The sequence below is a fragment of the Streptomyces sp. R41 genome (genome assembly GCF_041053055.1).
Taxonomy (GTDB): domain Bacteria; phylum Actinomycetota; class Actinomycetes; order Streptomycetales; family Streptomycetaceae; genus Streptomyces.
Genome location: NZ_CP163443.1, coordinates 7,027,389 through 7,049,111 on the forward strand (window position 1 = coordinate 7,027,389; position 21,723 = coordinate 7,049,111).

Annotated in this window: 24 protein-coding genes and 1 pseudogene; 12 read left to right on the forward strand and 13 right to left on the reverse strand. The window is 70.3% G+C overall.

Annotated elements, in window-relative coordinates; translation table 11 throughout:
• Positions 1-119: 119 nt before the first annotated feature.
• The 6 genes from AB5J53_RS32190 to sodN all read right to left on the reverse strand — a co-directional run bounded on the left by AB5J53_RS32190 (position 120) and on the right by sodN (position 4,103).
• On the reverse strand, positions 120-875 hold the full coding sequence (locus AB5J53_RS32190) for a VOC family protein (RefSeq protein WP_369249114.1): 756 nt from the start codon (positions 873-875) through the stop codon (positions 120-122).
• Entirely contained in the window at positions 872-1,744 is an 873-nt protein-coding gene (locus AB5J53_RS32195) for a hypothetical protein (protein WP_369249115.1), read from the reverse strand. Before AB5J53_RS32195 ends, AB5J53_RS32190 begins: the two co-directional genes overlap by 4 nt.
• Positions 1,745-1,817: 73 nt before the next feature.
• Positions 1,818-2,234 (reverse strand): VOC family protein, encoded by a 417-nt coding sequence (locus AB5J53_RS32200; RefSeq protein WP_369249116.1) that lies wholly within the window; start codon positions 2,232-2,234, stop codon positions 1,818-1,820.
• Positions 2,235-2,306: 72 nt separating this feature from the next.
• On the reverse strand, positions 2,307-2,687 hold the full coding sequence (locus AB5J53_RS32205) for a helix-turn-helix transcriptional regulator (RefSeq protein ID WP_369252609.1): 381 nt from the start codon (positions 2,685-2,687) through the stop codon (positions 2,307-2,309).
• Between the two features lie 340 nt (positions 2,688-3,027).
• Positions 3,028-3,507 (reverse strand): hypothetical protein, encoded by a 480-nt coding sequence (locus AB5J53_RS32210; protein ID WP_369249117.1) that lies wholly within the window; start codon positions 3,505-3,507, stop codon positions 3,028-3,030.
• A 200-nt stretch (positions 3,508-3,707) separates the two neighbouring features.
• Positions 3,708-4,103 (reverse strand): superoxide dismutase, Ni, encoded by a 396-nt coding sequence (sodN, locus tag AB5J53_RS32215; protein ID WP_023546844.1) that lies wholly within the window; start codon positions 4,101-4,103, stop codon positions 3,708-3,710.
• A 145-nt stretch (positions 4,104-4,248) separates the two neighbouring features.
• Here sodN and sodX point away from each other — a divergent pair, with 145 nt between their 5' ends.
• The gene (sodX, locus tag AB5J53_RS32220) at positions 4,249-4,683 is read left to right on the forward strand and encodes a nickel-type superoxide dismutase maturation protease (protein WP_369252611.1); all 435 of its coding nucleotides are present in this window, start codon (positions 4,249-4,251) and stop codon (positions 4,681-4,683) included.
• On the opposite strand, the gene AB5J53_RS32225 is transcribed toward sodX, so the two are convergent.
• On the reverse strand, positions 4,587-5,216 hold the full coding sequence (locus AB5J53_RS32225; RefSeq protein WP_369249118.1) for an ABATE domain-containing protein: 630 nt from the start codon (positions 5,214-5,216) through the stop codon (positions 4,587-4,589). The two genes, sodX and AB5J53_RS32225, sit on opposite strands and share 97 nt — an antisense overlap.
• Positions 5,217-5,317: 101 nt before the next feature.
• On the opposite strand from AB5J53_RS32225, the gene AB5J53_RS32230 reads away from it, so the two are divergent.
• The 3 genes and pseudogenes from AB5J53_RS32230 (at position 5,318) to AB5J53_RS32240 (ending at position 7,477) form a co-directional block, all read left to right on the forward strand.
• Positions 5,318-6,076, forward strand: coding sequence for a trans-aconitate 2-methyltransferase (locus tag AB5J53_RS32230; RefSeq protein ID WP_369249119.1), 759 nt, complete (start codon positions 5,318-5,320; stop codon positions 6,074-6,076).
• A 146-nt stretch (positions 6,077-6,222) separates the two neighbouring features.
• A pseudogene (locus tag AB5J53_RS32235) lies at positions 6,223-6,711 on the forward strand (sigma-70 family RNA polymerase sigma factor).
• 118 nt (positions 6,712-6,829) lie between these two features.
• A complete protein-coding gene (locus tag AB5J53_RS32240; protein ID WP_369249120.1) occupies positions 6,830-7,477 on the forward strand; it encodes a hypothetical protein in 648 nt (215 codons plus the stop codon).
• A 63-nt stretch (positions 7,478-7,540) separates the two neighbouring features.
• Here AB5J53_RS32240 and AB5J53_RS32245 read toward each other — a convergent pair whose 3' ends face one another.
• From AB5J53_RS32245 to AB5J53_RS32255, 3 genes are read right to left on the reverse strand one after another with little or no spacing between them, the layout of a single operon-like run.
• A complete protein-coding gene (locus AB5J53_RS32245) occupies positions 7,541-8,341 on the reverse strand; it encodes an amino acid ABC transporter ATP-binding protein (RefSeq protein ID WP_369249121.1) in 801 nt (266 codons plus the stop codon).
• A complete protein-coding gene (locus AB5J53_RS32250) occupies positions 8,338-9,267 on the reverse strand; it encodes an amino acid ABC transporter permease (RefSeq protein ID WP_369249122.1) in 930 nt (309 codons plus the stop codon). Before AB5J53_RS32250 ends, AB5J53_RS32245 begins: the two co-directional genes overlap by 4 nt.
• 33 nt (positions 9,268-9,300) lie before the next feature.
• On the reverse strand, positions 9,301-10,266 hold the full coding sequence (locus AB5J53_RS32255; protein WP_369249123.1) for an ABC transporter substrate-binding protein: 966 nt from the start codon (positions 10,264-10,266) through the stop codon (positions 9,301-9,303).
• A 540-nt stretch (positions 10,267-10,806) separates the two neighbouring features.
• Here AB5J53_RS32255 and AB5J53_RS32260 point away from each other — a divergent pair.
• The 4 genes from AB5J53_RS32260 (at position 10,807) to AB5J53_RS32275 (ending at position 14,195) form a co-directional block, all read left to right on the forward strand.
• Positions 10,807-12,030 (forward strand): NADP-dependent malic enzyme, encoded by a 1,224-nt coding sequence (locus AB5J53_RS32260; protein WP_369249124.1) that lies wholly within the window; start codon positions 10,807-10,809, stop codon positions 12,028-12,030.
• A 315-nt stretch (positions 12,031-12,345) separates the two neighbouring features.
• Positions 12,346-13,311, forward strand: a complete 966-nt coding sequence (locus AB5J53_RS32265; RefSeq protein ID WP_369249125.1) for a zinc-binding dehydrogenase — start codon at positions 12,346-12,348, stop codon at positions 13,309-13,311.
• A gap of 102 nt (positions 13,312-13,413) precedes the next feature.
• Positions 13,414-13,623 carry a helix-turn-helix domain-containing protein gene (locus AB5J53_RS32270; protein WP_121405930.1) on the forward strand — a complete coding sequence of 70 codons (210 nt, stop codon included), beginning with the start codon at positions 13,414-13,416 and terminating at the stop codon, positions 13,621-13,623.
• Positions 13,623-14,195 (forward strand): Clp protease N-terminal domain-containing protein, encoded by a 573-nt coding sequence (locus AB5J53_RS32275; RefSeq protein ID WP_369249126.1) that lies wholly within the window; start codon positions 13,623-13,625, stop codon positions 14,193-14,195. Before AB5J53_RS32270 ends, AB5J53_RS32275 begins: the two co-directional genes overlap by 1 nt.
• Positions 14,196-14,377: 182 nt before the next feature.
• Here the strand turns inward: AB5J53_RS32275 and AB5J53_RS32280 are convergent, their stop codons facing one another.
• Positions 14,378-15,460 carry a helix-turn-helix transcriptional regulator gene (locus AB5J53_RS32280; protein ID WP_369249127.1) on the reverse strand — a complete coding sequence of 361 codons (1,083 nt, stop codon included), beginning with the start codon at positions 15,458-15,460 and terminating at the stop codon, positions 14,378-14,380.
• Between the two features lies 1 nt (position 15,461).
• Complete coding sequence (locus AB5J53_RS32285) at positions 15,462-16,421, reverse strand: DUF4097 domain-containing protein (protein WP_369249128.1); 960 nt, start codon at positions 16,419-16,421, stop codon at positions 15,462-15,464.
• 164 nt (positions 16,422-16,585) lie between these two features.
• On the opposite strand from AB5J53_RS32285, the gene AB5J53_RS32290 reads away from it, so the two are divergent.
• Complete coding sequence (locus AB5J53_RS32290; RefSeq protein ID WP_369249129.1) at positions 16,586-17,413, forward strand: hypothetical protein; 828 nt, start codon at positions 16,586-16,588, stop codon at positions 17,411-17,413.
• A gap of 150 nt (positions 17,414-17,563) precedes the next feature.
• Here the strand turns inward: AB5J53_RS32290 and AB5J53_RS32295 are convergent, their stop codons facing one another.
• Positions 17,564-17,746, reverse strand: a complete 183-nt coding sequence (locus AB5J53_RS32295) for a DUF6104 family protein (RefSeq protein ID WP_005312030.1) — start codon at positions 17,744-17,746, stop codon at positions 17,564-17,566.
• A gap of 152 nt (positions 17,747-17,898) precedes the next feature.
• On the opposite strand from AB5J53_RS32295, the gene AB5J53_RS32300 reads away from it, so the two are divergent.
• From AB5J53_RS32300 to AB5J53_RS32310, 3 genes are all read left to right on the forward strand, one after another.
• Complete coding sequence (locus AB5J53_RS32300) at positions 17,899-18,396, forward strand: CU044_2847 family protein (protein WP_369249130.1); 498 nt, start codon at positions 17,899-17,901, stop codon at positions 18,394-18,396.
• Positions 18,393-20,507 carry a trypsin-like peptidase domain-containing protein gene (locus AB5J53_RS32305; protein ID WP_369249131.1) on the forward strand — a complete coding sequence of 705 codons (2,115 nt, stop codon included), beginning with the start codon at positions 18,393-18,395 and terminating at the stop codon, positions 20,505-20,507. Before AB5J53_RS32300 ends, AB5J53_RS32305 begins: the two co-directional genes overlap by 4 nt.
• Before the next feature lie 187 nt (positions 20,508-20,694).
• Positions 20,695-21,723: an AAA family ATPase gene (locus AB5J53_RS32310; protein WP_369249132.1), complete on the forward strand. Its 1,029-nt coding sequence runs from the start codon at positions 20,695-20,697 to the stop codon at positions 21,721-21,723.

The following is a 21,723-nucleotide window of genomic DNA, read 5'->3' on the forward strand; positions in this document are numbered from 1 at the left end:
CGTACCTGGGGGCTGCCGCCCCCGGACCTCCGCTGTCGCGCTTCGCGCTCGTCCTCAAACGCCGGACGGGCTGAGAATCAGCTCCCGGCGTTCGAGGAGGTAGGGGGCGGCGAGACCCTCTATTCAGGAAGGCTGCCCGTCCCGGGATCGCGGGGGGTCAGGCAGTACGTGCCGCCGACCGGGTCCCGCATCACCGCCCAGCGGGCGCCGCGGTTGACCAGGGTGGCGCCCAGGGCCTCGTGCCGGGTGCGGACCGCCTCGATGTCCGAGCAGGCGATGTCGAGGTGGGCGGAGGTGGGGCGGTCGGTGTCGAGGCGTTGCAGGAGGATGCGGAAGGGGAGGGCGGCGGGGGGCCTGACCAGGTGGAACTCCGGGAGCGCGCCGGGGTGGGAGTCCCAGCCGGTGAGTTCGCTCCAGAAGGTGATCTCGGTGTCGTACACGGACGGCGCCAGGTCGACGCACACCTGGTCGAGCCGGCTGGTCGCGCCGCTCGGTCCCTCGACCACGGGCGGCCGGGCCGACTCCCCGTGCCAGGGCACCGCGCAGAACAGCTGCCCGCCGGGGGAACGCAGTACGGCCCACCCCTCGTGGTCGGCGACGAGCGTGGCGCCCAGCCGAAGCGCCGACTCCACCAGCGCCGGTACGTCCTCGACGGCGAGGTCGAGATGCGCGCCGCCGTCGTCCGAATCGACGCCCTGCGCCTTCACGCACGCGTCGGCGCCGTCGTGCAGCAGGGTGACGAACTCGCCCTGGTCGCCGCGGGGTTCCGACAGCCGTGTCCCCGTGACCGCCGTCCAGAAGTCGGTGGCCGGCCCGAACTCCTTCATGGGCCGGTCGACGAAGACGTAGGTCCACCGGATCGGTTGTGCGGTCATCGAGGCGCTCCCTGTCGGACGGTCGGTACGGCTCGTACCGTCTCCCGCCCGATCAGCGCGCGCAACGAGGTTTTCATGCTCGCGACGAAGGCGTCCTGGGCGTCGGTGGCGAGGACGTCCAGGGACAGATACGGGTTGAGGTCCTCCAGCTCGACGAGAAGCAGCTCGCCGTCGGGGGCACGGCAGGCGTCCACGCGCTGGATCCCGTACGCGATGTCGTTCCAGTCGACGAACCGCTGAGCGAACTCCAGGTCCCGCTCGGTCGGCACGTACGGTTCCAGGGCCCATCGCTGGTCCGGGCGGGGCGCGTACAGGGCGTACTGGAAGGCGCGGTCGACGAAGTAGAAGGACACCTCGTAGCGGAAGTCGATGCGCGGCTGGACGAGGACGCCGCCGTACACCAGCTCGGGGAGCCGCTCGCGCGCCACGAACTCAAGGCCTATGGAGTCGGCCCCCAGCTTCGGCTTCACCACGTACGTGTCGACCTCGGGCAGCCGCCCCAGGTCCTCCGCGCGGTCGATGGTGGGGATGACCGGATACCCGGCGGCGGTCAGCTCCAGCAGGTATCCCTTCCCCGCCATGTCCCCCTTCCCCGACAGCTCGTTGTACACGCGCACACCGTCCGCGACCGCTCGCTCCCGGAAGGCGTCGTACTGCGCCTGGTAGTTCAGCACCGGCCCGCTGTTGCGTACGAGAACGACATCGAAGCCGTCCATCAACCCCGCCGCGTCCAGCGGATGACACACGGCGACATCGAACTCCTCGCGCAGCCGCGAGGTGAGAAAGATGTCCTCGTCGCAGTAACGGCGCCCCTTGGCCGGATAGGCCAGGTCGCTGACGTACAGGACACGGGGGCGGGCGGACGGCATGGGTGACTCCCGGTGGTCGTGATCAGCCGATGGTAGTTCTGGTCCATCGGGGACCCGGAGGCCGTCCCGTCGCTCACCCGCCGCGGGGTTCGTTGAAGCGCAGGAGGTTGCCCGCCGGGTCGCGGAAGGCGCAGTCGCGCACTCCGTAGGGCTGGTCCATCGGTTCCTGGAGGACTTCGGCGCCGGAGGCGCGGACGCGCTCGAAGAGGGCGTCGCAGTCGGTGGTGGAGAAGATGACACCGCGCAGGATGCCCTTGGCCAGCAGTTCGGCCATGGCCTGCTTGTCCGCGGGGGAGGTGCTCGGGTCCGCCGCGGGGGGCTCCAGGACGATCTCCACGTCCGGCTGGAGCGGCGAGCCGACCGTGACCCAGCGCATCCCCTCGAACCCGACGTCGTTGCGGACCTCCAGGCCCAGCACGTCCCGGTAGAAGGCGAGCGCCTTGTCGTGGTCGTCCACGGCGATGAAGCACTGGGAGAGTTTCACGTCCATACGCCTCACGCTAGGGCCTGCCGCCCCGATCTGCCGCCCAGACCGTCGGGTCCGTCGGCCCGGACATGGACCCTAGAGCCGTGAGCCCGGTTCCGCTTCCGGGTTCGGGTGGCGGGCCGGGCGGGTCAGGCGCCGGGTCACGCAGGACGGGATGGGGGCGCCGTGGTCGTGCGGGCGGGCCCGGTACGCGCTCGGGGTCTCGCCGACCAGCTCCGTGAAGCGGGAGCTGAACGAGCCGAGCGAGGTGCAGCCCACGGCGAAGCACACTTCGGTGACCGTCATGTCTCCCTGTCGGAGCAGGGCTTTGGCGCGCTCGATCCGGCGGGTCATGAGATAGGTGTACGGAGTCTCGCCGAAGGCAGCGCGAAAGCTCCGCTGGAAGTGGCCCGGCGACATCAGCGCGGAGCGCGCGAGCGTGGCCATGTCCAGCGGCTCCGCGTACTCGCGGTCCATACGGTCGCGGGCCCGGCGCAGCCGGACCAAGTCCTCCACAACAGTCACCGCACCAGGATGGCACCTGGCACTGACACGATGGTCCCGGGCGCTGACACCGAGGGGTCCCACGTCCCGCACGCCCGGCACCCGCGCGCGCCGACCTACTCGGATGACCGCCGAGCCGACCTTCCTCTCGCGGGTGTCCTGTCGCGACGGGAGGTCGCCGGGCCCGGCTGCGTGGCCTGCTCGCCCTGCTCGCGGACGATCTGCGCACCGGGTGCGGCACGGCCCGGCTGGTCGAGGGCTGTGGCCCGAGGAGCAGCCGGAGAATCCGACGAAGGCGCTCCAGGTCCTCGTCTCACGGGCCAGTTCCCAGCCCGGCGCCGAGCTGATCGCCGACACCGCCACCGGCTACCGCCTCACGCTGGGCGAGCACAGGTGGACAGCTCCGCCGTCCTGCTCGCCACCGCCGCGAGTTCCCCGGCGGCCCGGGACGGCGACCACACCGCCGCGCCGGCGCACGCCGAGGCCGGCTCGCGCGGGGGGACAGCTCCGCCGACGACCTGGCGGCCGACCCGGTCTCCGCGCTGCGCGCTGCGCGCGTCCCGGCGACACGGCCCTGGTGCGCGCCCGCGCGCTCGCCCGCGTGGTGAGCCGCGCGGCCGAGCAGATCCGTGCACCTCGTGCGGCTCGCCGGTGTCACCTCCTGGGCGACAGCCAGATCGGTTCCGTCGAGGACGACCTGCTCGCCGTACGCCTTGCGCAGTCCGGTCGCCGTGATGGCGTACGACGGTGAGGTCTTGACGGGGTGGTGCGCGGTCGCGGTGTTCGTTGTCATGGCAGGAGCGTGCGGGGTCGCGGATTTGCCGCGGTTTCACGGCGGTTCATGGGGCAGGGAGCCCGCGCGGGGTGGAACCCGCCCTCCGAGGAACGCCGAAGGGGCCCGGCCGAGGGTTCGGCCGAGCCCCTTCAAAAGGCTCGCTGACCTGCGAGGGTGCACCGCTCGCCGGTCAAGGCGAACCGGTAACCGGCCCTGGATCAGGCCTTCTTGGTCTCCCAGAAGATCTTGTCGATCTGGGCGATGTAGTCCAGCGCCTTCTGGCCCGTCGCCGGGTCGGTGGACGCCTTGGCGGCCGAGAGGGCCTTCAGGGCGTCGTTGACCAGCTGGTGCAGCTCCGGGTACTTCTCGAAGTGCGGGGGCTTGAAGTAGTCGCTCCAGAGCACCGACACGTGGTGCTTGGCGAGCTCGGCGCGCTGCTCCTTGATGACGGTGGCGCGAGCCTGGAAGTGCGGGTCGTCGTTGCCGGCCATCTTTTCCTGGACGGCCTTCACCGACTCCGCCTCGATGCGGGCCTGGGCCGGGTCGTACACACCGCAGGGCAGGTCGCAGTGTGCGCTGACCTTGACCTTGGGGGCAAACAGGCGGGAGAGCATTGAGCTGTCCTTCCTCGTGATCGTCTTCTCAGGTGGGACATTACTCCGTAGGAGACCGGTTTTCGCGAGTGCCCCCATGGGCTTAGGACAAAAGTCCAGGGTGAAACTGGGACTGGTGGAGGATCGGACCGGGGAGGTGCCGGTGATGCCGGAGCTGTCGCAGGAGACCGAGCGTGGGAGGGCCGTGCTGCCGTTCGGGGCGGCCGAGGTGACGGGACCGTCCATGGTTCCCACGCTCCAGCACGGGGATCGGCTCGTCGTGCAGTGGGGGGCGCGGGTCAGGCCCGGTGACGTCGTCGTCCTGCGTCATCCGTTCCAGCAGGATCTGCTGGTCGTCAAGCGGATCGCGGAGCGGCGGGAGGGGGGCTGGTGGGTGCTCGGGGACAATGCGTTCGCCGGTGGCGACAGCACTGATTACGGCACGGTTCCCGAAGAGCTCGTCCTCGGGAAGGTGCGGTTCCGGTACCGGCCCCTGAAGGATGATCAGCGGTCGCCGGTCGCCGTCGTCCGGTGGGTGGTGGGGGCCGCCAGGCCCGTGCTGTCCGACCGGTCCGCCTCCAGGCGCTTGCGGGCGCGGTAGGCCGCCACGTTGGCGCGGGTCGCGCAGCGGTCCGAGCAGTAGCGCCGGGAGCGGTTGGTCGAGGTGTCCAGGTAGGCGTTGCGGCAGGGGGACGCCTCGCACAGGCCCAGACGGTCGACGCCGTGCTCCGTCAGGTGGAAGGCCAGGCCCATCGCCGCGATCGCCGCGTAGCCCGCGGTCGCGTTCGACGGGTGGTCCGCCAGGTGCATGTGCCACAGGGGGCGCCCGTCGTCGTCCCGGTAGTCGTGCCCGGAGATCTGCGGGCTCACCGGGAACTCCAGGAGGAGTGAGTTCAGCAGGTCCACGGCGAGGGTCTCGTTGCCGCCGTTCGCCGCTTCGAAGACCGCCCGCAGCCGGGCCCGTACGGAGCGGAAGCGGGTGACGTCCGCGTCCGTGGCGCGGCGGGCCGCCGAGGAGTTGCCCCCGAAGAGGTCGCGGACGGCCTCGACCGAGGTCAGCGAGTCCTTGCCCCGGGCCGGTTCCTCGCTGTTGACGAGACGGACGGCGTAATCCGAGTAATAGGCCAGTTCCACTTGTAGTCCTTACGGGGGCGCTCTATCGTCGTGACTGCGGTCAGGTAACAGATGATCGTGCTTCCAGGGTATTACGTGGGCGAGCGAAGTAAGGGGCTTCCATGACCGTCAGCACCGGAACAGACTGGCGTGCCTGGCAGGAGAGCTGGGACCGGCAGCAGGAGTGGTACATGCCGGACCGCGAAGAACGCTTCCGGGTGATGCTCGACATGGTCGAGGCCCTGGTCGGCCCCGAGCCGCGCGTCCTCGACCTCGCCTGCGGCACCGGCACCATCACGGCCCGGCTGCTCGCCCGCCTCCCCGGCGCCACCAGCACCGGCCTCGACCTCGACCCCGCGCTGCTCACCATCGCCGAGGGCACCTTCGAGGGCGACGACCGGGTCTCCCTCGTCACGGCCGACCTCAAGGACCCGCAGTGGCCCACGCTGCTGCCGTACGACTCGTACGACGCCGTACTGACTGCCACGGCCCTGCACTGGCTGCACAGCGAACCTCTCGCGGCTCTCTATGGTCAGGTCGCGGAACTCGTCCGCGACGGCGGTGTCTTCATGAACGCCGACCACATGATCGACGAGACGACGCCCAGGATCAACGCGGCCGAGCGCGCCCAGCGGCACGCCCATATGGATCAGGCCAAGAAGAACGGCGCCCTCGACTGGGCCGAATGGTGGGAGCTGGCCGCGGGGGACCCCGTTCTCGCCGCGCCCACCGCCCGCCGCTACGAGATCTACGGTGAGCACGCCGACGGCGACATGCCGTCCGCCGCCTGGCACGCGCGCGTGCTGCGTGAGAAGGGCTTCGGGGAGGCCCGGCCGGTGTGGTGCTCGCCCTCGGACACGCTTCTCCTCGCGGTCAAGTAGGCCCCGCGAGACCTCAAGTAACCCCGACGGGGCGGCGATCGAGGCGGTACGGAAAATCCGTACCGCCTCTTCCGCGTCCTGTGGGACCCCCCACCGCACTGGAAGGGTGAGACGGTCCGCGACTGCGGGCCGGGGAAGGGGGCGGGATGACGCGCGGCGAGGAAGCCGCTCTGCACGTCTTCGTGGAGGGCAGACGGACGGCGCTGTTCCGCAGCGCCTATCTGCTGTGCGGCAACCGCGACGAGGCGGAGGACCTCGTGCAGACGACCCTGGTGAAGGTCGTCCTCGGCGCGCGCCGGCACGGACGCCTCGAAAACCTCGAGGCCTACGCGCGCTAGACGCTGGTCAACACCTTCATCTCCGCGCGCCGCCGGTTCTGGCGGCGCGAATAGGCGTACGGCGAAGTGCCGGACGTGGCGGGGCAGTTGATCGACAGCGACACCGGACTCATGGTGCGGGCCGCTCTCGCGCAGCTCGCGCCCAAGCAGCGTGCGGTGCTGGTGCTGCGCTACTGGGAGGACCTGAGCGTGGCCGCCACGGCCCAACTGCTCGGGATGCGGGAGAGCACGGTCAAGAGCCACACGGTCAGGGGGCTCGCGGCGCGGCGGGCCGCGGTGCGGGAGGAATACGCATGAACCAGAAGGAAGTCGAGACCGAGCACGTCAGAGAGCTGCTCGGGCGGGCCCTGGACCAGGTGCCGACGCCCAGGAGCCGCGGCAGCGAGGCCGTGTTCGCCCGGGCCGCGCGGGTCCGGTGGCGGCGGCGACCGGCGTCGCGGCGGCGGCCGTCGCGACCGGCCTGGTCTTGGGACCCGGCGTGCTGAACGACGGCCCGGGGTCGAGCGTGGCCGGCGCGCCCACCGCGGGCGAGTACACCACCAAGGCGGGCCGGTTCGAGAAACTGCTGCCCGCCGGGACCGGCAAGATCAGCGAGGTCTCGCTGATGCGGCTGATCAAGCAGGTGCCGAAGGCCCCGCTTCCCAAGCCCGTCGGGCCGTACGACGGTGACTACGCCGTCAGCCGGGACGGCGGCGTCGGCTACATCTCGGTGCACGTGGCCACCCGCGAGGAGGTCCAGGCGAAGACGGGCGGCAAGGGGATCGAGGGTCCGTGCAAGGACGCGCCCAAGGACGGCCGCGTGGACTGCACCTCTCAGAAGCTGCCCGACGGCAGCCTCCTGGGCATCTGGCAGACGGGCGAGCCCGAGCCCGGCTCCTTTTCGTATCCGACCTGGGGCCCGGAGTTCGCCGCGGCCCTGAAGCTGACGGACGGCAGGATCCTGCAGGTGCGGGACATCGGCGGCTTCCAGGGCAAGGGCCAGCTGGGCCCACTGCTGAAGACGCCGCCGCTGACTCGGGATCAGCTGAACAAGCTGATCCTGAACCCGGAACTGCTGCCGTAGCCGGGCGGGCATGAAGAAGGGGCGGTACGGGAACTCCGTACCGCCCCTTTCTTCCGCGTACCGCTAGAGCACCTTGGACAGGAACGACTGCGTCCGCTCGTGCTGCGGATTCGTCAGTACGTCACGGGGGTTGCCGGCCTCGACCACCACGCCGTCGTCCATGAACACAAGCGAGTCGCCGACCTCGCGGGCGAAGCCCATCTCGTGCGTTACGACGATCATCGTCATGCCGTCCTCGGCCAGGTCTCGCATGACGTCGAGGACCTCGCCGACGAGCTCCGGGTCGAGAGCAGATGTCGGCTCGTCGAAGAGCATCAGCTTGGGTTCCATCGCCAGCGCACGGGCGATGGCGACGCGCTGCTGCTGGCCGCCGGAGAGCTGGGCGGGGTAGTGGCCCTTGCGGTCGCCGAGGCCGACCCGGTCGAGGAGCCGCTGCGCCCGCTCCCGGGCGACGGCCTTGGTCTCGCCCTTGACCTGGACGGGCGCCTCCATGACGTTCTCCAGCGCCGTCATGTGCGGGAAGAGGTTGAAGCGCTGGAACACCATGCCGATGTCCCGCCGCTGCGCGGCCACTTCCTTTTCCTTCAGCTCGTAGAGCTTGTCGCCGCTCTGCCGGTAGCCGACCAGGTGGCCATCGACGTACAGCCGGCCAGCGCTGATCTTCTCCAGGTGGTTGATGCACCGCAGGAAAGTGGACTTGCCGGAGCCGGACGGGCCGATCAGGCAGAACACCTCGCGCGGGTTCACCTCCAGGTCGATGCCCTTGAGGATGTGCGCGAGCCCGAAGGACTTGTGCACGCTCTCGGCCTTGACCATCGGACGGCCGCTCGTGCTTGGGGCGACGTCCTTGCTGAGACTGCTCATCGGGCCACCTCCGGGCGGCGGAAGGAACCGAACAGACGGAGGTTCTTCTTCAGGCGCTGCAACGGGGTCGGCGGCAGGTTGCGCGACGATCCGCGGGCGTAGCGGCGCTCCAGGTAGTACTGGAAGACGCTGAAGATGCTGGTAAGGATCAGGTACCAGATCGACGCCACGAAGTAGAGCTCGACGACCGCGAGCGAGGTGCTGGAGATGTCCGTGGCACGCTTGATCAGTTCGTTGAACTGGACCGCGTAGGCGAGCGACGAGGTCTTCAGCATGTTGATGAACTCGTTGCCGGTCGGCGGCACGATCACCCGCATGGCCTGCGGGAGGATCACGCGTCGCAGCGTCTTGCCCTGGGTCATGCCCAGCGCGTGCGAGGCCTCCGTCTGCCCCTCGTCCACGGACTGGATACCGGCCCGGACGATCTCGGACATGTACGCGGCCTCGTTCAGGCCGAGACCCAGCAGGGCCGCCAGGAACGGCGTCATCACCTGGTTCATCTCGTCCTTGTAGAACCCCAGATTGAGGATGGGGAACACGAGCGCGATGTTGTACCAGAGGAGCAGCTGCACCAGTACCGGAGTGCCGCGGAAGAACCAGATGTAGAACCAGGCCACGGTGCTGGTGACCGGGTTCGACGACATCCGCATCACCGCGAGGATGACGCCCAGGACGAGTCCGAGCACCATGGCGAGCACGGAGATGTACAGCGTGTGCCACACGCCGGACAGGATCGTGTCGTCCGTGAGGTAGTCCGGGATGATGCTGTAGTTGATCTTCGCGTTGGAGAACGCGATCCCGATCAGCACCAGCAGCGCGATGACCACCGCGCCGGCCACCCAGCGGCCGTAATGGCGCACCGGGATGGCCTTGATCTGCTCCGGCGGCACCGACGGCGCCGGAACCTTGTCGACAGTGTCAGTCACAGTGACTGCCCTTCAATGTTGCGTCAGGCAGGGTCAGGAGCCGCCGTTGATCTTGGCCTCGGTCACCGCGCCGTCCGTGACGTTCCACTTCTCCAGGATCTTGGCGTACTCACCGTTCTTGATGATCGCGTTCATGGCCGCCTGGAGAGCGTCCCGCAGCTGGGTGCTCTCCTTGCTGACGCCGATGCCGTACGGGCCGGCCTCGATCTGGTCGCCGACGACCTCGAAGTCCTTGCCGCCGCCCGAGGTCTTGGCGTTGTAGGCCGCGACCGGGAAGTCGTTCAGGTCGGCGACGGACGCGCCCTGCTTCAGGCGGAGCAGGGCCTCGGGGTCGGTGTCGAAGGTCTGCAGCGTGATGGCCTTCTTGCCGTCCTTCTTGCACTTCGCGCTCTGCGCCTTGGCGATGCCCTCGGACGTGGTGCCCTTCTGCAGGGCCACCACCTTGCCGCACAGGTCATCCAGGGACTTGATGCCCTTGGGGTTGCCCTTCTGGACGAGGATCGAGGTGCCGGCGGTGAAGTAGTCGACGAAGTCGATGCCGTTGCCGGCCTTCTTGCCGGTGTCCGAGTCGATGCCGTTCTGGCGGTTCTTCGTGTCGTTCATCGCCGACATGATCGCGTTGAACCGCTTGGACTGCAGACCCACGATGAGCTGGTCGAACTTGCCGTTCTGGAACTCGAACTTCACACCCAGCTGCTTGCCGAGGGCGTCCGCGATGTCCGGGTCGATGCCGACGGCCTTGCCGCTCTGCATGTACTCGACCGGCGGGTACGCGATGTCGGAGCCCACCTTGACGACGCCCGCCTTCTTGATGTCCGCGGGGAGCTTGTCGGCGAGCGGTGCCGAGGACGCGGACGTGTCCGAGCTGCCGCTGTCGCTGCTCTTGTCCGTCTGGTCACCGCAACCGGTGAGGATCAGGGCGCCTGCGACCGCGATCGCGCCGACCGCTGCTGTCCTGGACTTCGCGGCGGTGGTACGACGGGTGGAGCGTGCGGTCATGTTGGGTTCCTCCGGCGGATGAGGGAGTACCGATAGGTCGACGAGAACACACACCTTCGAGTGTCGCGACCTTGTGTGATGACGGCATCCTGCCATTCGGACGACGCCATTCAGGGGACTCGCTATGTCAAAATCGGATAACGGGTGACCCCCGAACCGCTACGGGCCGGTACATCAAGGCCGGACCTTGTGCGGGAATCACTCCTTCCGGCCGGAAGATCTTCGGCGCATCCCGGGATGCGGGCGGCCGCCACTCCGCACTTGCGGGGACATGGGGGCAAGTCGTGGACTTGTCCACATATTCGGCTATGAGTCATGTCACCGGCATGTGACCTTCGCGTTATGGACTCGTCGACGACACCGTCCGTCGGGTAAGAAGGTTCTTTACACCCCTCATCCGGGGCTCAGGGCGCGTGTGCGGCGCGCCCGTCGCGCAAACGCCCGTACGCAACCACGGCGGCTGGGCTTGCGCGGTGCCCGCCCACCCCTCAACCAGGAGTGGTCACCCTCAAACAATGAAGACTTAAGGGGTAAAACAAAGTGGCAGCGGAGATCGTCAATCCTCGCAGCGACAGCAGTACGGATCAGGAAGGCGGGGCCGAGCCCCTCGATTCCTTCGACCCGGCATTCGCGCTGCATCGTGGCGGCAAGATGGCCGTGCAGGCCACCGTGCCCGTCCGTGACAAGGACGACCTGTCCCTGGCGTACACGCCCGGCGTCGCGAAGGTGTGCAGCGCGATCGCCGAGCAGCCCGAGCTCGTCCACGACTACACGTGGAAGTCGTCCGTCGTCGCTGTGGTGACGGACGGGACGGCGGTGCTCGGACTCGGCGACATCGGCCCGGAGGCCTCGCTCCCCGTCATGGAGGGCAAGGCGATTCTGTTCAAGCAGTTCGGCGGCGTGGACGCGGTGCCGATCGCGCTCGACTGCACGGGCGTCGACGAGATCGTCGAGACCGTGGCCCGGCTGGCGCCGTCCTTCGGTGGCGTCAACCTGGAGGACATCTCGGCGCCGCGGTGCTTCGAGATCGAGCGCAAGCTCCAGGAGCGGCTCGACATTCCCGTCTTCCATGACGACCAGCACGGGACCGCGGTCGTGACGCTGGCGGCGCTTCGCAACGCCGCCAAGCTGACCGGGCGGTCGCTGGGCGACCTGCGCGCGGTCATCTCCGGCGCGGGTGCGGCCGGCGTCGCCATCGCCAAGTTCCTGCTGGAGGCAGGGCTCGGGGATGTCGCCGTCACGGACCGCAAGGGCGTCGTGTCCAAGGACCGGGACGACCTGACGGACGTCAAGCGTGAGCTCGCGGAGATCACCAACAAGGCGGGCCTGACGGGGTCGCTGGAGTCCGCGCTCGCGGGCGCCGACGTCTTCATCGGCGTCTCCGGCGGTACGGTGCCGGAGCCGGCGGTGGCGTCGATGGCGGAGGGGGCCTTCGTCTTCGCGATGGCCAACCCGAACCCCGAGGTGCACCCCGACATCGCCCACAAGTACGCGGCCGTCGTCGCGACCGGGCGGTCCGACTTCCCGAACCAGATCAACAACGTGCTGGCGTTCCCCGGGATCTTCGCGGGGGCGCTGCAGGTGCGGGCGTCCCGGATCACCGAGGGGATGAAGATCGCGGCGGCCGATGCGCTGGCTGCGGTCGTCGGGGACGATCTTGCGGCTGACTATGTGATTCCCTCGCCCTTTGATGAGCGGGTGGCTCCGGCGGTGACCGCGGCGGTGGCCGCGGCTGCTCGGGCCGAGGGGGTTGCTCGCCGCTGACGTGGTGTGCGTGGTGGCTCCGCCGGGTTTTCCGGCGGGGCCATTTTTCGCGTGGGGGGGCGTCCGGGTGGGTGGTTTTTCGCCCCCTCCGCCCCTGCCCTCCCCCACTCTCGGCTTCGCTCGAGCGGGGGGACCCCCATCGTCCCTGGGGGCTCTGCCCCCAGACCCCCCTGGGTTGTCTTTCGGCTGCGGGTGGGTGGGGGCTTGTCGCGCCGTTCCCCGCGCCCCTTACGGGGCCCGGGCCAGGTGCGGCGGGACGTGTGTCACAGGGGGACGTGGTTCCGCCGGCCGGGGGTGGAGCCTATCGTCAAGGTCATGTTCGCTGCTTATGCCGCCCGAATCGACCGTGACCAGCCGCTGAACGGCCTGGAGTTGGGGGAGCGCCCGGCCCCCGAGAAGAGGCCGGGCTGGACGACCGTGAACGTACGCGCCGCCTCGCTCAACCACCACGACCTGTGGTCCCTCCGCGGAGTCGGCCTGGCCGAGGACAAGCTCCCGATGATCCTCGGCTGCGACGCCGCCGGGATCGACGAGGACGGCAACGAGGTGGTGCTGCACTCCGTCATCGGCCAGACCGGCCACGGCGTCGGCCCCAAGGAGCCCCGGTCCATCCTCACCGAGCGCTACCAGGGCACCTTCGCCGAGCAGGTCTCCGTACCGGCGTGGAACATCCTCCCGAAGCCCAAGGAACTGTCCTTCGAAGAGGCCGCCTGTCTGCCCACGGCCTGGCTGACGGCGTACCGCATGCTGTTCACCAACGCCGGGGTGCGGCCCGGTGACTCCGTCCTCGTGCAGGGCGCGGGTGGCGGCGTGGCCACCGCCGCGATCGTGCTCGGGAAGGCCGCCGGGCTGCGGGTGTTCGCCACCAGCCGCGACGAGGCCAAGCGGAAGCGGGCCGTCGAGCTGGGGGCCGTGGAGGCGCTCGAGTCCGGGGCGCGGCTGCCGCAGCGGGTCGACGCCGTCATCGAGACGGTGGGTGCCGCCACTTGGTCCCACTCCATCAAGTCGCTGCGGCCCGGCGGCACGGTGGTCATCTCGGGGGCGACCAGCGGCGACCGGCCCTCGCACGCCGAACTGACCCGTGTCTTCTTCCTGGAGCTGAAGATCGTCGGCTCCACAATGGGCAGCAAGGACGAGCTGGAGGACCTGCTGTCCTTCTGCGCCGCCACCGGCGTACGCCCCGTCATCGACGAGGTGCTGCCACTGGACCGGGCCCGCGAGGGGTTCGAACGGCTGGAGGCGGGCGATCAGTTCGGGAAGATCGTGCTGACGAACGCCTGACGGTTTTCTCTGCCGACAACGGCCGGTCCGGGTTTCCGGGCCGGCCGTTGTCGTATGTCAACCGTGATTGACAGATCCGTCCTGTCAACGTAGGTTGACATCATGACCGAAGCAACGGATCTTGCCGAGCGCGCGGGTGATCGCGATCCGCGGGTCGGGCTGCGGGCCGTCTCCGCGCTGCGGAGGCTGCTGGAGCAGTTGGAAGCGGTGCAGGTGCGCAGTGCGCGCAATCAGGGCTGGTCGTGGCAGGAGATCGCCGCGGAACTCGGAGTGAGCAGGCAGGCCGTGCACAAGAAGTACGGGAGGCAGTGATGTTCGAGCGCTTCACGAAGGATGCGCGTGCCGTCGTCGAGGGGGCGGTGGTCCAGTCCGAGCGGGCGGGGGCCGAGACGGTGGAGGCGGAGCACATGCTGTTCGCCCTCCTCGATCGGGAGGGGAGCCGGGGGTCGTTCGCCCTGGCGTCGCTCGGGCTGGCCGGTCGGCGGGACTCGGTGGAGCGGGACCTCGCCGAGGCGCGACGTCGCGGTGGCCTCTCCCGCGCCGATGCGGACGCCCTCTCCGGGCTGGGTATCGACCTGTCGGAGATCGTCTCCCGGGTCGAAGAGGTGCACGGGGAAGGGGCGTTGGGGTCGGAGAGGAGGGGTGGGGGTGGTCGGTGGGTCCGGCGTCGGCCCTTCGCTCAAGGGGCGAAGGATGTGCTGACGCAGTCCCTGCGGATCGCTCTCGCTCGGCGTGACCGCCACATCGGTGATGAGCATCTGCTCATGGCGCTCACCGTGCGCCCCGGCGTTCTGGCGGAGGTGCTCGCCGATCACGGGGTTACGTACGAGGCGGTGACGCGAGTGCTGTACGGCGACGGGGGTGGGGTTGCCGAGGCGGGGTGAGGTGCGTCGGGGTGGGCGGGGGCGGTGCTGGGTACGTTTTCGCCCCCTCCGCCCCTGCCCGTCCCATACCTGGGGCCCGCGGCGGAACCCCATACCTGGGGCCCGCAGCGGAGCCGCTCATGGGTGGAGCGCCCCCGGACCCCCGTATCGCGCTTCGCGCTCGTCCTCAAACGCCGGGCGGGCTAGACACGCTTGCGCAGCGCCGCCCCGATATGTGCCGCCGCCGTCGACAAGTGGCGGCGGGCCTCACGTAGTTGGTCCTCCGTTACGCCGTGGTCGCGGGCCGCGTCGCGGATGTCGTCGCGGAAGCGGTCCAGGAGGCGGTCGAGGTCGCGGGCGGGGTTGCCAGTGGAGTCCTCGTGGGCCCAGGAGGGTTCGTAGTCGGCGGGGAAGTCCTCGGGGGTGACCGTGTACTCCGGTTCCGTGGTCGAACCGGCCTTCGTGTCCGTGCGGCCGAAGCCGAAGTCCTTGCCGAAGTCCTTGCCCAGGTCCTTTCCGAAGTTCTTGCCGAAGTCGCCGAATTCCTTGGCCAGTTCGGTCAATCCCTCGCGGACCCCGGTCGGCCAGTCGCCCCGCGCGAAATGGTCCTGGACCTGCTCCTGAACCCGCTTGGCCATCCGCTGCATCTCCTCCTGGGCCTGGGCGCGGGCTCGCTCCTGGGCCTCCTTGGCCTGGCGGCGGGCGCGCTGGGCCTCGTCGCGGGCGCGGCGGCTCTCGTCCTTCGCGCGGCGGGCCTGTTCCTTCCACTCCTGCCGGACGCGCCGCATCTCCTCCTTCGCGGCCCGCCACGACTCCTTGTCCTGGTAGTCGCCGATGCCCCCGAACTCGCCCGGCTCCGCGTCGTGTTCCCTGGCCCCGGTGCCGCCCTTGGGGCCGCGCCGGGCCTCTGTGGCAGCCGCCCGCATCTCGCGGCGCAGATCGCCCGCCGCTCCCCGTACGTCGGCCCGGATCTCGGCCGCGAGCTCTGCCACGGACTCGCGGATCTCCAGCTCCAGATCGGCCAGTTCGCCACTGCGGTCGGCCAGTTCGGCGCGGCCGGCGTCCGTGATCGCGTACACCTTGCGACCGCCCTCGGTGGTGTGCGTGACGAGTCCCTCGGCCTCCAGCTTCGCCAGCCGGGGGTAGACGGTGCCCGCCGAGGGTGCGTACAAGCCCTGGAAGCGTTCCTCCAGGAGCCGGATCACCTCGTACCCGTGGCGTGGCGCCTCGTCCAGCAGCTTCAGGAGGTAGAGGCGAAGGCGGCCATGCGCGAAGACGGGAGGCATTTCAGAGCACCTTCTTGTCGGTCGGGCCGTCGGTCGGGGCGTTTGTCGGGCCCTCGGTCGAGCCGTCGGTCGAGGTGTTCGTCGAGTCGTCGATCGGACCGTCGGCCGGGGGCGCGTCCCGCGGTGCCGGATCGTCGTCGTACGGCCCGTCCTCGGCCGGTGGCCTGCGGAGCAGTGCGATGGAGCCGGAGGCGGTCATCGCCTTCAGCCTGCCGTTGCCCGCGCCCAGCCGGCCGGTGATCTTCTTGGCGCCCCACTGCCCGCTGACCCGGAGGTCCTCGAAGGCGCTGGAGACGGTGCCGCTCGCGGTGTTCGCCTCCACCTCCGCGTCCGCCGGATGCGGGAGCCGGATGGCGATCTCGCCCGAGACGTTGGTGAGTTGGACGTCGGTCGGGGTACCCGTCGCGTCGAGGTCCACGATCATCGAGCCGCTCACCGAGTCGGCCCGCACGGAGGAGCCCGAGCCCTCGACGACGGTCAGGTCGCCGGAGACGGAGTTGAAGCGGAGGTCGCCGGTGACGGCCTGGGCCTCCAGGTTTCCGGACACCGTGTCGACCCGTACGGGACCCGCGATGCGGACGAGTGTCGTGTCGCCCGTGACGCCCTTGACCTCCACGCGCGCGTCCATCCCGGAGACCACGGCGGCGGCGCCGACCACGCCGACCTCGACCCGGGTGCCGGTCGGGACGGCCAGTGAGACCACCACGTCGCGACGCCAGCCCTTGCGGTCGAGCCACTTGAGGAAGCCCTTCCAGGGCAGGTCCTCGTACGCCACCGTGAGGGTGCCGTCCTTCTGGGTCACCTGGAGCGGTGGGCCCTCCAGCTCGGACACCTCGAGCCGGGCGGAACCCTCGTCGGTGCCCACGACGTTGACAGTTCCATTGACGACGCGCACGTGCAGCGCCGTCACGGGGTCGTCGAAGGTGAGCTTCCTCGGCTCTGCGACGGACCACTCGGACATGGTGCAGACCTCCTCGACCGGACCGGACCCCCGTCGAGTCCGGACTCGACGCGCCATATCGCGTCTTCCGTCATTCACGATATATCGCGGATGCGGAAAGTCAAGACACCCGTTTTGAGGATCAAGGACAAGATGACGGGAGCAAATCGTCCTAAAGTGGGGCCATGTCGACTGCGCCCGGCGAGTCCTCGGTCACGGCCCCCGGCGCCCTGCTCCTGTGCCGGGCGCACCCCGAGTCCGTCGGTCCCGCCGCCCAGCTGCTGCGCGAGCGGATGCTGCTCACCGGAGCCGGTCCCGAGTGGAGCGTGCTGGTCCCCGAGGGCAAGCCCTGGCGGCACGGCGCGGAACCCGTCGACCGTGTGCTCACCGGCTGGGCCTCGGCCCTCGCCGTCGGCGCCCCCTGGCCGGTACTCGCCCTGTGGTGGGACGCCGACCACAGTGGCTGCACTCTCGCCTCGGGCTTCCGTCGCACCGTCGGCTACGAATGGCTGACGAACGGCACCCCGGTCGGCGAGGACGAGGCGATGCGCACCTTCGCCGCGCGGCTCGGTCTCGATCCGGTGCTGGACATGCAGTCCCTGGAGCAGCTGACGAAGCCCGACCCCGCTGCGGACGCACGCGCGCGTGTGCGCGGGCTGCTCGCCGTCCTCACGCGCGCGGGGGTGATGCTTCCGGCCGGGCTCGGCCCCGGCGAACCCACCGACCGGCTCCGTGAGGTGGCCCGGATCCAGCCCGGCGCCGAGCAGATCGAGTGGTCGGGGTGGCGGGCCGCCGTCCGCGCGGAACTCGACGTCATGGAAGGCGGCGGCCTGGCGTCCTGGTTCCGCGGCGAGAAGGCCCGTGCCCTCGCCACGGCCGAACTGGCCGCCGGGCTCCCGCTCACCGCCTGGGGTGTACGGCGCCGCAGTGCCGGCTGGATCGCCGCCGGCGCGCTCCTGGTGATCCACGGGGCTCTCGGCCTGGCATTCGGCCAGCTGCGCGCCTTCGACTGACAGCCCGTGCGTACGAAGCCCCGAGGGGTGAGCCCGCGGGCACGAGGCCCCGAGGGGTGACGCCCGCGAGTACGAAGCCCCGAAAGGTGACGCCTGCGAGTACGAGACCCCGAGGGGTGACGCCCGCGAGTACGAACCGCCGAGGGTGCCCTACTCCTCGTCGTCCTCGTCGTCCAGCCGTGCCAGCCACGTCGCCAGCCGCTCCACCGGCACCTCGAAGTCCGGATTGAGGTCGACGAACGTCCGCAGCTGCTCGGCGAGCCACTCGAAGGTGACCTCTTCCTCGCCCCGCCGCTTCTCAAGTTCCTCGATGCCACGGTCGGTGAAGTACATGGATGGTGCTCCGTCGGTGAAAGTGAAGTGGAACGCTGGGAAAAGGATAGGTGGGGCGGGCGCCGCGCGGAGGTCCTCTGTCGTGGGCGCCCCCCTGCGGCTAGCCTGCAAGGTCGGCGGTACCACGGGGGCGTGGGGGAACGGGGGATGCCATGGGTGACGCAGTGACCCGGATCGCACGGATCGAGATGCCGGACGGGACGCCGGTGTGGGCCCGGATCTCGGGCGCCGAGGAGCTGGAGGAACCGTCCGGCGCGCTGTCGTACACGGACACGGGGTTCGGCGACCGGGTGGAGGCGCAGGTCGAGAGCCTGCAGTCGGTCATCACCAGTGTCGCGCGTTCGCTGGCCGCGCCCCTGCGGGCGGTGCGGCCCGACGAGGTCAGCGTCGAGTTCGGGATCGAGCTGACGGCCAAGGCAGGCAAGGTGGTCGGCCTCCTCGCGGACGGCGAGGCGAAGGCCGGCATCACGGTGACGCTCACCTGGAACGGCGGCCCACCGGACCTCGACTCCACCGAGGGCACCACCCGGCAGGCGGCGACCGACGGAAACACGCAGGCGAACCCGGTGGCCGAACCGCACGCGGGCGCGTCCCCCGGCGCCCCGGCGCACGGCGGCTCAGGTGACGCCTCCGTCGGAGGCGGCGCATGACGGACGGGCACGCCCCGGGCGCACCGGGCGGCCCCGGGAACGCTCACCGTGCGCTGCGTGACCTCGTCATGGCGGCGACGGTGCGCATCCATCGCGCGGGGGCCGGGTATGCCCTGGACGAGCCCGGCACGTTCCTCGGGAGTGGCTTCTTCGTCGCTCCGCACTGGGTTCTGACCTGCGCGCATGTGGCTCGGAGCGGGGAGGGGGGCGAGGTGACCGTGGTCTACGAGACGGGGCCGGGCCGCGGTACGTCCGCCGTCGCGGGCGAGGTCGCGACGGCCCTCCCGCAGCATGTCGAGGGTGTCGTGCGCGGCAGTTGGCCGGCCCCCGACCTCGCGCTCGTCCGGCTGCGCGAGCGCGTCGACCACGACTGCGCCTATGTCACCGAGCGCCCGGCGGCGTACTACGAAGAGGCGAAGGTCTTCTACTCGGGATGGTCCGTGGTCGGCGGTGAGCTGCGCCGGCTGAACGGGACCTGCACGGTGCAGGGCACCCTCGGCGGCTGGTCCGAGGACGAGCAGATCCGGCTGGGCAGCGACGTGCTGCCGCCCGGCGTCTCGGGAGGGCCGGTCGTCGATCCCGTACGCGGTGAGGTCGTCGGCGTCCTGAAGTCGCAGGCGGACCGGGGGCTCGGCGGCACCTGCACGGGGGTGGAGCAGTTACGGTCCCTGCCGGTGCCGACGGGTGAGGTGCGGGGCGAGCAAGAGGATCTGTACCAGGCCGTCTTCCACGCCCACGACCGCTATCACCGCGACCGGCAGCGCCATCCCGACTACGACGGCAACACCTGGGCCGATGTGCAGGGCCAGCTCGGCGCGCGGCCGGGCCGCGCCTTCAGCCCGTTCGAGCGGACCCGGTTGCTCGGCAGGCTCGCCGATCTGCCGCCTCCGGCCAGTACCGGTGAGCTGTTCGGCATCCTTGAATCCCTGCTGGGCAGCCACGCGGCGATCCCGCACCCGGCGCCGCGCGCCTGGCGCGACGGCCTCGGGGCGCTGTACGAGAGCTCGCGCCAGGACGGCGCGTTGGAACTCGTCATCGACTATGTGGTGCAGGTCATGACCGCCGAGCGCCCCTTCGTCACCGCCGACACCCGCAGCGCGGAGCTGGCCTTGTGGAAGTGGGCGTGGCGGGCCGCGGAGGGCCTTGGCGTCAGGTACCGCCGCCAGCTCGCGCAGCAGCCGATCGAGAGCTTCCGGTCCTTGCTGAACCGGGCGGAGCATGTGGCGGAGGCACAGAAGGCGCGCTCCCTGGCGCATGTCGCCGACCGTGCGCCCCACCTCTACGCCCTGCTGGAACTGGAGCAGCGGGGCTGGGAACCGGACCGCTGCGACTGGCGGGTCTCCGTGGGCCGTCCGGACGGGGAGGTGGTGCGGCTGGGTGAGGCCGAGCGCGTTCCGCTGGTCGATCTCCCCGGCGGCCTCGCCGCGCCCCTGGCGGAGGCCTTCCGGCACTGCGACCAGCCCTGGCGGCCCGCGGTCCTCCAGGTGGCGCTGCCTCATCAGCTGCTCGGACTGGACGTCGACGCCTGGCAGTTCGCGCCGGATGCGCCACCGCTCGGCGCCCACCGGCCGGTCGTCGTGCGCTGCGCCGACCGGGAGCAACTGCCTGAGGAGGGCGACTTCGTCGGCGGGCAGCTGTCCGCCGACGAGGAGCAGCACGAGCGCGAGGCCCGCTGGAGGTGGATCCACGCGTACGGCGCGAAGGCCGAAGTCCTGGACTGCGAGGACGGGTTACGGGTACCCGTACCGCCCGCGGAGTCGCTGCGCGGGCTGCCCCACACCACGGTCCCGGTGCTGTGCCGTTACGGCGACCACCGCTTCGAGGACGACCCGGTGGCGCTGTTGCGGATCGTGCACGGCGGCTACGGCGTCGCGCTGTGGCGGCGCCGGCGGGACGGACCGGATGCCTTCTGCGGCGACTTCCACCGGCGGGTGGGCGACACCATCGCGGAAGCGGGCAGCGCAGAGCGGCTTCCCGAAGTCGTCCACGCGCTGCGGGTGGGGCTGCGCGCGGGCTTGCGGGAGACCTACTGGGCCGACGGCATCGCCCTGTTCTACGACGATCCGAGCCAGCCGCTACCCGGTGCCGGTGACCTGTTGGAGGCGCCATGACCGCGGGACCCGGCGCTCTGCCGTACCGGGCGCCAACGAAAGCTAACTGGGCTTTTGCGGCCCTGAATTGGGCCGTTACGAGCCCGTACCGGGCTCTTTCGAGGCCCCCCGAGGGTCGATACGGTGATGCACGCTCCCGCATGTTCGACGGCTGCCGTGGTGGACGAGTGACGACGAGGACTGGGCAATGACCGAATCCAGCGAGTGGCTCATCTACCGAGGCGCCGGTGAACCCCACGACGGCATAGACCGCCTCCCGGCCCCACCCCCCTGGCGCGACTTCGCGAGCCGGGACGCGGCCGGGAGGAACGGCGACGGCTCCGAGGACCGCAGGCTGGGCGCGCACCGGCATCTGGCCGAGCTGCACCGGCCGGGCGCCGAGGAACTCGAAATGATCAACGCGGCGCTCTATCTGCGCCGGCCCCTGCTGGTCACCGGCAGCCCGGGCGCGGGCAAGAGCACGCTCGCGCACTCGGTGGCGTACGAACTGGGCCTGGGCAATGTGCTGCGCTGGCCGATTGTCAGCCGGTCCACGCTGCAGGACGGGTTGTACCACTACGACGCGATCGCCCGGCTCCAGGATGTACAGCTCGCGGCGCCCCAGGGTGCCGATCCGGCCACTCCCGGGGCCCCGGGCTCGGTCGAGGGCATCGGCAGCTACATCCGGCTCGGCCCCCTCGGCACCGCGCTGCTGCCGTCCGACACCCCGCGCGTGCTGCTCATCGACGAGCTGGACAAGAGCGACATCGACCTGCCCAACGACCTGCTCAATGTGCTCGAAGAGGGCGAGTTCGCCATTCCCGAGCTGGAGCGGGTCGCCGACCGGCTGCCCGGCGGCGAGGCCGAGGTGCTCACCGCCGACGGCACCAAGGCGCGGGTGCGCGACGGCCGGGTGCGCTGCCACGCCTTCCCCTTCGTGGTGCTCACCAGCAACGGTGAGCGTGATTTCCCGGCTCCGCTCATGCGCCGCTGCATCCACCTCGAACTGGGGCGCCCGGACCACAAGCGGCTCGCCACCTTCGTACGCGCCCACCTCGGCGACGAGGCCGCGCGGGCCGGAGACGATCTCATCACCCACTTCCTGGAGCGCTCGCGCAGCGAACTCGTCGCGGCCGACCAGCTGTTGAACGCCATCTACCTCACCGACGCGGCCGCCCCGCCCAGTCGCGACCGTCTCGCGGACCTGCTCATCCAGCGACTCGACCGCCCGAGGTGA

Bases quoted from the DNA above. Each gene is read 5' to 3' on its own strand.
- AB5J53_RS32290 (WP_369249129.1), top strand. From the start codon at position 16,586: ATGTCGACTGCGCCCGGCGAGTCCTCGGTCACGGCCCCCGGCGCCCTG.
- sodX (WP_369252611.1), top strand. From the start codon at position 4,249: ATGCCGGAGCTGTCGCAGGAGACCGAGCGTGGGAGGGCCGTGCTGCCG.
- AB5J53_RS32255 (WP_369249123.1), bottom strand. From the start codon at position 10,266: ATGACCGCACGCTCCACCCGTCGTACCACCGCCGCGAAGTCCAGGACA.
- AB5J53_RS32200 (WP_369249116.1), bottom strand. From the start codon at position 2,234: ATGGACGTGAAACTCTCCCAGTGCTTCATCGCCGTGGACGACCACGAC.
- AB5J53_RS32265 (WP_369249125.1), top strand. From the start codon at position 12,346: ATGTTCGCTGCTTATGCCGCCCGAATCGACCGTGACCAGCCGCTGAAC.
- AB5J53_RS32195 (WP_369249115.1), bottom strand. From the start codon at position 1,744: ATGCCGTCCGCCCGCCCCCGTGTCCTGTACGTCAGCGACCTGGCCTAT.
- AB5J53_RS32285 (WP_369249128.1), bottom strand. From the start codon at position 16,421: ATGTCCGAGTGGTCCGTCGCAGAGCCGAGGAAGCTCACCTTCGACGAC.
- AB5J53_RS32270 (WP_121405930.1), top strand. From the start codon at position 13,414: ATGACCGAAGCAACGGATCTTGCCGAGCGCGCGGGTGATCGCGATCCG.
- AB5J53_RS32245 (WP_369249121.1), bottom strand. From the start codon at position 8,341: ATGAGCAGTCTCAGCAAGGACGTCGCCCCAAGCACGAGCGGCCGTCCG.
- AB5J53_RS32275 (WP_369249126.1), top strand. From the start codon at position 13,623: ATGTTCGAGCGCTTCACGAAGGATGCGCGTGCCGTCGTCGAGGGGGCG.
- AB5J53_RS32300 (WP_369249130.1), top strand. From the start codon at position 17,899: ATGGGTGACGCAGTGACCCGGATCGCACGGATCGAGATGCCGGACGGG.
- AB5J53_RS32210 (WP_369249117.1), bottom strand. From the start codon at position 3,507: ATGACAACGAACACCGCGACCGCGCACCACCCCGTCAAGACCTCACCG.
- AB5J53_RS32280 (WP_369249127.1), bottom strand. From the start codon at position 15,460: ATGCCTCCCGTCTTCGCGCATGGCCGCCTTCGCCTCTACCTCCTGAAG.
- AB5J53_RS32295 (WP_005312030.1), bottom strand. From the start codon at position 17,746: ATGTACTTCACCGACCGTGGCATCGAGGAACTTGAGAAGCGGCGGGGC.
- AB5J53_RS32305 (WP_369249131.1), top strand. From the start codon at position 18,393: ATGACGGACGGGCACGCCCCGGGCGCACCGGGCGGCCCCGGGAACGCT.
- sodN (WP_023546844.1), bottom strand. From the start codon at position 4,103: ATGCTCTCCCGCCTGTTTGCCCCCAAGGTCAAGGTCAGCGCACACTGC.
- AB5J53_RS32205 (WP_369252609.1), bottom strand. From the start codon at position 2,687: ATGGACCGCGAGTACGCGGAGCCGCTGGACATGGCCACGCTCGCGCGC.
- AB5J53_RS32310 (WP_369249132.1), top strand. From the start codon at position 20,695: ATGACCGAATCCAGCGAGTGGCTCATCTACCGAGGCGCCGGTGAACCC.
- AB5J53_RS32190 (WP_369249114.1), bottom strand. From the start codon at position 875: ATGACCGCACAACCGATCCGGTGGACCTACGTCTTCGTCGACCGGCCC.
- AB5J53_RS32230 (WP_369249119.1), top strand. From the start codon at position 5,318: ATGACCGTCAGCACCGGAACAGACTGGCGTGCCTGGCAGGAGAGCTGG.